This is a genomic window from Neobacillus fumarioli NBRC 102428 (genome assembly GCF_001591485.1).
Taxonomy (GTDB): domain Bacteria; phylum Bacillota; class Bacilli; order Bacillales; family Cytobacillaceae; genus Neobacillus; species Neobacillus fumarioli.
The window spans coordinates 1-6,331 of sequence record NZ_BCUZ01000147.1; the positions used below are offsets into that span (position 1 = coordinate 1).

Annotated in this window: 7 protein-coding genes; 2 read left to right on the forward strand and 5 right to left on the reverse strand. The window is 43.7% G+C overall.

What is annotated here, in order from left to right; all coding sequences use genetic code 11:
* On the forward strand, nucleotides 1-314 hold a 314-nt coding region (locus BFU02S_RS14205; protein ID WP_439951016.1), incomplete at its 5' end, for a Mu transposase domain-containing protein.
* A gap of 43 nt (nucleotides 315-357) precedes the next feature.
* Here the strand turns inward: BFU02S_RS14205 and istB (BFU02S_RS14210) are convergent.
* On the reverse strand, nucleotides 358-1,137 hold the full coding sequence (istB, locus tag BFU02S_RS14210; protein ID WP_066322407.1) for an IS21-like element helper ATPase IstB: 780 nt from the start codon (nucleotides 1,135-1,137) through the stop codon (nucleotides 358-360).
* Entirely contained in the window at nucleotides 1,131-2,357 is a 1,227-nt protein-coding gene (gene istA / locus BFU02S_RS14215) for an IS21 family transposase (RefSeq protein ID WP_066322409.1), read from the reverse strand. Before istA ends, istB (BFU02S_RS14210) begins: the two co-directional genes overlap by 7 nt.
* Before the next feature lie 115 nt (nucleotides 2,358-2,472).
* On the opposite strand from istA, the gene istB (BFU02S_RS14220) reads away from it, so the two are divergent.
* Nucleotides 2,473-3,246: an IS21-like element helper ATPase IstB gene (istB, locus tag BFU02S_RS14220; protein ID WP_066322411.1), complete on the forward strand. Its 774-nt coding sequence runs from the start codon at nucleotides 2,473-2,475 to the stop codon at nucleotides 3,244-3,246.
* Between the two features lie 65 nt (nucleotides 3,247-3,311).
* Here the strand turns inward: istB (BFU02S_RS14220) and BFU02S_RS14225 are convergent, their stop codons facing one another.
* From BFU02S_RS14225 to BFU02S_RS14235, 3 genes are read right to left on the reverse strand one after another with little or no spacing between them, the layout of a single operon-like run.
* Nucleotides 3,312-3,629: an AzlD domain-containing protein gene (locus BFU02S_RS14225; RefSeq protein WP_066371947.1), complete on the reverse strand. Its 318-nt coding sequence runs from the start codon at nucleotides 3,627-3,629 to the stop codon at nucleotides 3,312-3,314.
* The gene (locus BFU02S_RS14230; protein ID WP_066322413.1) at nucleotides 3,619-4,341 is read right to left on the reverse strand and encodes an AzlC family ABC transporter permease; all 723 of its coding nucleotides are present in this window, start codon (nucleotides 4,339-4,341) and stop codon (nucleotides 3,619-3,621) included. Before BFU02S_RS14230 ends, BFU02S_RS14225 begins: the two co-directional genes overlap by 11 nt.
* Complete coding sequence (locus BFU02S_RS14235; RefSeq protein ID WP_066322416.1) at nucleotides 4,338-5,435, reverse strand: SagB family peptide dehydrogenase; 1,098 nt, start codon at nucleotides 5,433-5,435, stop codon at nucleotides 4,338-4,340. The genes BFU02S_RS14230 and BFU02S_RS14235 overlap by 4 nt, the downstream gene beginning before the upstream one ends.
* Nucleotides 5,436-6,331: the final 896 nt, after the last annotated feature.

Sequence of the window (6,331 nt, forward strand, 5' to 3'; positions counted from 1 at the left end):
GTTTTATCAGCTACGATGGGGTTCGGTATGGAGTACCCTGGATGTATAGCGGCCGGGATGTCGATGTGCGGGATCTCAACGGAAGGATTGAGATCCTTGTAAACGGGGTTCCGATTGCCATACACAAGAAGGTGCAACGATCCCGAGCGGTTATCCTGTGTCCAGGCCAGTATACGGGTCTTACGACCGCAAACGGACACGCCCATTCCCGTCCACAAGCCAGACAAATTGCAGCGGACGATGTGGAAATCCGTTCGCTGGATGTGTATGAACGACTCGTGGAGGTGGGAGTGTCAACGCCGGATTTGTTTTGACCCGTTTCGCCGGGTTAGTTTTGACCCACCCAGCGACGTTGAATCAGGATGTCATGACTGTCTCTCGTGGGGAGCCGTATACGCCAGCCCGGATCTTCTCTCGCAGTCTGTAGCTCTGCCCACGGATGTTTACAATGTGTCCGTGGTGAAGTAGTCGGTCGAGGACTGCGGAAGCGAGAACAGGATCTCCAAACAGTTCTCCCCACTCGGCAAAGCTCTTGTTGCTCGTCAAAATAATGCTTCCATGTTCGTATCGAGTACTCACCAGTTGGAAGAATAGATTTGCTTCTTCTCGTCCAAAGGGCCAATACCCTACCTCGTCAATCAGGAGCAGCTTCGGGCGCAGGTATTTGCGCATCCGAATGTCGAGTTTGTTTTCCGCATGCGCCCTCCGTAGGTCTTCCAGCAGTTCTGTCACAGTTACGAAATAGGCGGAGTAACCTTCTTTCAATGCCCGCATGGCCAATGCTACTGCCAGGTGGCTTTTTCCCACACCTGGGGGCCCCAAAAACACAATGTTGAATGCTTCACGGATAAACCCGAGCGTGGCAAATTCGTCGATGACCCGTTTATCGACACTTGGCTGAAAGGAAAAATCAAATTCCTCCAAGGTCTTTTGGTAGGGAAGACGGGCTCTCTGCACCTGTGTCTGTATATGACGCTGTCGTCGGTGCGAAATTTCCTCCTGCAACAGTTCGGCAAGAAACGCCACGTAGGTGAATTCTTTCTGTGAAGCCGTCTGTAAACGGGATTCCAGGATTTCTGCCGCCGTGTGCAGTTTCAGCTCTGTCAATTGTGACCGTACTTTCTCAAGTTCTAGCATACGCTCGCCTCCGCCAATTGCTCGTACACCTGGAGTGAGCGTTTTTCGACGTCAGATTCCGCAACACGCACGGCAATGGCCTTCGGAGCCACTCTACCCTGAGAGGCGGATAAACCCTCGTATTGACCTTTCAGCCGTACTAGTCCACCCCAACGGTCAGATTTGTCGTGAATGGCGATACATACACCTTCAGACCAGATTTCGATTTTCGCCCCAACTTGACGAACCGTAACAACACGTCCGCTGTAACGCCAGGGAACTCCATATCGGACGCCGTCCCAACTCACGAATCCGTCCATCGAGACTTTGCGCTCCTCACGAAGAAACTTCTTTAGCCGGTCAGGCGTTGGAAGAGGTTTCAATTCCTCGTCATTCATACGGTCACATGGTCGCTCTCCGGTTGTACCGTGAATGCGGCGGTCCTGTTCTTGACACCATGCCATCGCTTGACGATTGAGATCTGCCATGCCAGTGAACCGCCGACCAGGCCAGAAGTTGTCCTTGACGAAGGCCACACCACGCTCGACCTTGCCCTTTGTCTTAGGTGTACGAACCTTGCAAAGTTTTGGTGTCAAGCCCACTGTGAGTACAAAATCTTCAAACAACGGATGCCATTTGGGGGTTCCGTCGTCATTCCGACCAATAACGACCGTCTTCATGTGATCCGTCAAAGCGAACCTAGGCACACCGCCAAAGTGCTCGAGGGCGTGGATGAAGCAGCGCAGAAAACTGTAGATATCGCAGCGCCGGGTGAATTCGACGTACATGGCACGGGAGTACCCGAGAACCATGACGAATACCGCAACTTTGTGCCTGCGGCCGTTTTCATCCACCTCCTCGCAGAATCCCCAGTCAATTTGGGCTTGTTGTCCGGGTTTTGTTTCATACCGGATCTTTGCCTGCGGTTGTCGTGGCGGCCGATGTGGTCGGACGTACTCCTTGATTTGCGTCACACCGCCGGTATAGCCCATTTTCTCGAGACGCTGTTTCATCGCTACACAGTTAAACAAGCCTTCGCTCATCCACTGTTGGATTTGAGGAATAAACGGATCCAGCTTCTTTGCCCGTTTTGGACGGGCTTTGCTCCCCACTGGGTGGCCATCCCGCAGGTACTTTTTGACCGTGTTCTTGGAATGGCCAGTTTCTCGAGCAATGGTACGCCAACCCTTCCCTTCTGCCTGCAAACCTTGTAATCTTAACACAGACCCACCTCGTAACATTTGGATTTCCCCCTTCGACAACATTCGCACGTTATCGATGGGAGATATTCAACGCAGGTGGGTCAATTTCATTCCGGCGTTACTGGGTCAATTTTAACCCGGCGGTCACAGGAGCATGATGGAATTGGACCAAGCGCGCCAGCGGCTACAAGAACTGGGCCTCGAACGAGCAGCTCATATGTTGGATGCAGAGCTGGAAACCGCAATTCATGCCCAAAGTCCCTACCTTACGTTTTTAAATCGGCTCTTGGATGTCGAAATCTCCGAACGACAAAGGCGGAATCTGGAAGTCAGGACCAAGCTGGCGCATCTTCCGTACCGAAAAACACTTGATGAGTTTGACTTTTCCTTTCAGCCCAGTGTCGATGAACGTCTGATCCGTGAATTGGGTACCATGGCATTTGTGGCCCGACATGAAAACGTGTTGCTATTAGGCCCTCCCGGCGTCGGAAAAAGCCACTTGGCAGTGGCTCTCGCCATAAAAGCAATTGAACTTGGGATTTCCGTATACTTCGTAAGCCTGACCTATATGATCGAAGATCTTCGAAAGGCTTATATGGAGAACCGTCTGAACAAGCGGTTGCGAATCTACACAAGACCCAAAATTCTTGTGATTGACGAAATCGGGTATCATCCTCTTGATGAACTGGCAGCGAATCTCTTATTTCAGGTGATCTGTGCCCGATATGAACGTGGAAGCATTGTGTTGACCAGCAACAAAAGCATCAGTCAATGGGGTGAACTGCTTGGAGACGAAGTCTTGGCAACTGCGGTCGTAGACCGCCTCCTCCATCATTCTCACGTTATCAACATACGAGGAAACAGCTATCGCTTGAAAGAACGCATGCGGACAGGAATTGATCCAAGCCTGAATGCAATGAAAAAATAAAAAATCGCCGGGGTGGGTCAATTTTAAAACGGCCAAAATGGTTCAATTATAATCCGGCCTTGACACTAACGAATAAAATGAGTTATCAAGGATCCTGCTATCACACCAATAATTACAGACAGAAGAAATGACTTAAATATCTTCATGCAGATAGCAACTATAATCCCTGCAACTATAACGGGAAATGATAATGAGATTTTACCGTTTTTAATATAGAACAACTGAGACGCTACGAGTGCGGATATTGCTCCAGCTGGAACATAGTTTAAATACATTTGTACTCTACTATTTACTTGTCTCCCAATTAACGCTTCAATTCCCGCAATTCGGCTAATGTATGTTAAAATAGCCAATATTATTATTAATAACCAATTATTCCACATTGGACTTTCGACTCCTTAAATAGCATCCAACGAACGGAGAAATGAAACCTGCGAGTAAAATGACATAAGGCGACCCAGGTACAAAAATTTCATTTGCAATTGTAATTATTGCTCCTGTAAGTGCTGTTGCTATAATAGGTTTATCTTTTATTATTTGAGAAAGAATCGCAACGAAAGTCATGGGAAAGGCCAAATCCAGGCCTAAATCTTGGGTATTGATATGTCCTCCTATAATTGCACCGATAAATGATGTAGCCACCCAAGTTAAGTAAAAAACAATAGTAATTATTCCAAAATACAATGGATCGGGGCCAAAAGATTGAAATCGAGCAGTTCCTAATACAAAAGGCTCATCCGATACTCCAAAAGCTAACAGCCATCTCCATTTTTTTGCCGTGCTAATTCCTGAAGCTAATGTTGCACCATATAACAAGTTTCGTAAATTTAGCAAAACTGCGGTTCCAATAATACTAACTAAACCAGCACCGGCAGTATGCATTGCAATCGATATCATTTGCACCGAACCTGAAAAAACCAACGCTGACATTGCGACTGTACCTAATACACCGAATCCAGCATGAATACCAAGTACTCCATAAGGTATTCCATATGTAGCAATACCAATTGCAAGAGGGAACGCATCACGGATCCCCTGTCGTATCGTATTATGTAATAAGATATTTTTATTGATTACTAAGTCGTTGCTTTTCATTCAAAACTCCTCTTTCTTTGATTTTTACTATCTCTTAATGAAACATGTTCCAGGATTTTTTCATCAAAACTTTTATTTTCGCCAATTCCAGCTCCCACAAAAAACAATGTACTTTCGCTTACTCCATCAATTCCAAGAAATGAATCCACTTCTCTATCATGAAAAGCACCGGTTAGCCAAGACTGGTATCCTAAACTTGTTGCACAAAGTTGGAATGTTTGTGATACGTGCCCAATATCAAGTAACACATTCCTATACGCACGAGAATGACGATATTTCCACCAAGCCTTATCAAATCTAGCAGTTATAAAAATTCCCACAGATAACCCACGAGCATAATATTGGTGATACAGTAATTCAATTAGCCTATCCTCTGATATTTCTTCTGTAAGAAGTGTAAGTTTATGGTCCATACGATAATGGTAAACTCCTGGATTTAGTCCATCAACACGAAGCGCTAATACATAAGCTTCTTCTGGATGTAATCCTCCTCCCGATGGACTTGATTTCCGTATCCCTGTTGTAAGAAGTCCGTTTTCATTTAAATCCGACCAATCACCGTGAATTGGTCCAAACGTCATGTATAGCAACGTTGATAAAGTATTTAGTGGCATGACACCCCCATTAAATACGCGGGAGGTTTTTCTATCCTTTAACGTCGATAATAATGTCTTGTTATTAAAAAGCGAATAGTCAGGATCTGGTAAATCAATGATATGACCTTGACGCTTAGTGAATAAATCAGGTTGTTCATTAATAATAGATTCACAGTATTCTAGATATTCTTCTACCCATGTATCGTAATCTGGGTTTTCGACTTTAGTAATCGGTATATTTTGTGTTCCTTTATGAAAAATATGAGAAAGTACATCCCATCCCCAATCATCAATAATTGGAGGTTCTAATTGAACTATATTTGCTTCAATCAAATCTTTATCGATTGAACTATCATCGACTCTTTCACCATTATTCAATTCCAATAAACGTTTTACATATCTAGGTTCTAAAGCAAATTGTTGATGATTGAAATAGTCCCAAACAATTACTTCCCCGTTTCTAAATAACATAAAAATATATGGATTAATATAAGCCATAATAAAACTCCTTATATATTTAGTTAATTCAATGAAATTTTGGTGGCATCTCAATAATGGGATGCCACCGTTTAAATTACTTACGTACGATTACAGGGAGCAGAGCGCAGAAATTTTTGCTTTCAAGCTGAATTTTTTTCACAACAATCCCCTCCTATCTTTACAAAGATTAATCCGCGGACAACTATATTATATATATAATTTTACAATCATGGTACATTTTATAAGTAAAAATATTTCGACAATTTCCTCCATTAACGCTTTAGTGTGTTGATTGAGTTTGATTATATTGGAAACAATTTATACAGTCAATACAAATAAGAATAATCGGGTATGTACCATTAAAAACGGGTTAGACTCTCTAGCCTGAAATATAATGTTTTTGATTGGATCCTGTTTCCTATGCTAACAAGCAATGTGGTTAAAGAAGTGATATGGGTGATTATCAGTACAAACGTACATTTTTATCCATGACAAGCGCCTTTCTTTGGATCGATGTACATTATCCATATAATCCGTAAATGCACTATTCATATCACCACTCTCACCCATATATGCATTACCCGGATCCATTTCCTATCATCAGGATTACTAACTACGAAAAACCATTTGCTTTCCTACCGGAACCCTGGCAGTATGCTGACAAAACACCCTCTATCTCACATAGCAGAGGGAATTTGTCTGCAATCCTAGTGGGTAATAAAAAATAAGAGCCATTTATCTCTGGCTCTTAAAGTACGCTTATTATATGAATGGTCTTCTAAAGAAAAAGGGTCTTCTGAAGAAAAAACAGTTGTGTCCGTATAATTGTGTAAAATTCATCTTTTAAAAATAGAAGAGCCATTTCTATTTCTCCTCGGTTAGAATGTAGTTGACGAGACAACATTCGGAAAGGA

Bases quoted from the DNA above. Each gene is read 5' to 3' on its own strand.
- istB (WP_066322407.1), bottom strand. From the start codon at position 1,137: ATGCTAGAACTTGAGAAAGTACGGTCACAATTGACAGAGCTGAAACTG.
- istA (WP_066322409.1), bottom strand. From the start codon at position 2,357: ATGTTACGAGGTGGGTCTGTGTTAAGATTACAAGGTTTGCAGGCAGAA.
- istB (WP_066322411.1), top strand. From the start codon at position 2,473: ATGATGGAATTGGACCAAGCGCGCCAGCGGCTACAAGAACTGGGCCTC.
- BFU02S_RS14225 (WP_066371947.1), bottom strand. From the start codon at position 3,629: ATGTGGAATAATTGGTTATTAATAATAATATTGGCTATTTTAACATAC.
- BFU02S_RS14230 (WP_066322413.1), bottom strand. From the start codon at position 4,341: ATGAAAAGCAACGACTTAGTAATCAATAAAAATATCTTATTACATAAT.
- BFU02S_RS14235 (WP_066322416.1), bottom strand. From the start codon at position 5,435: ATGGCTTATATTAATCCATATATTTTTATGTTATTTAGAAACGGGGAA.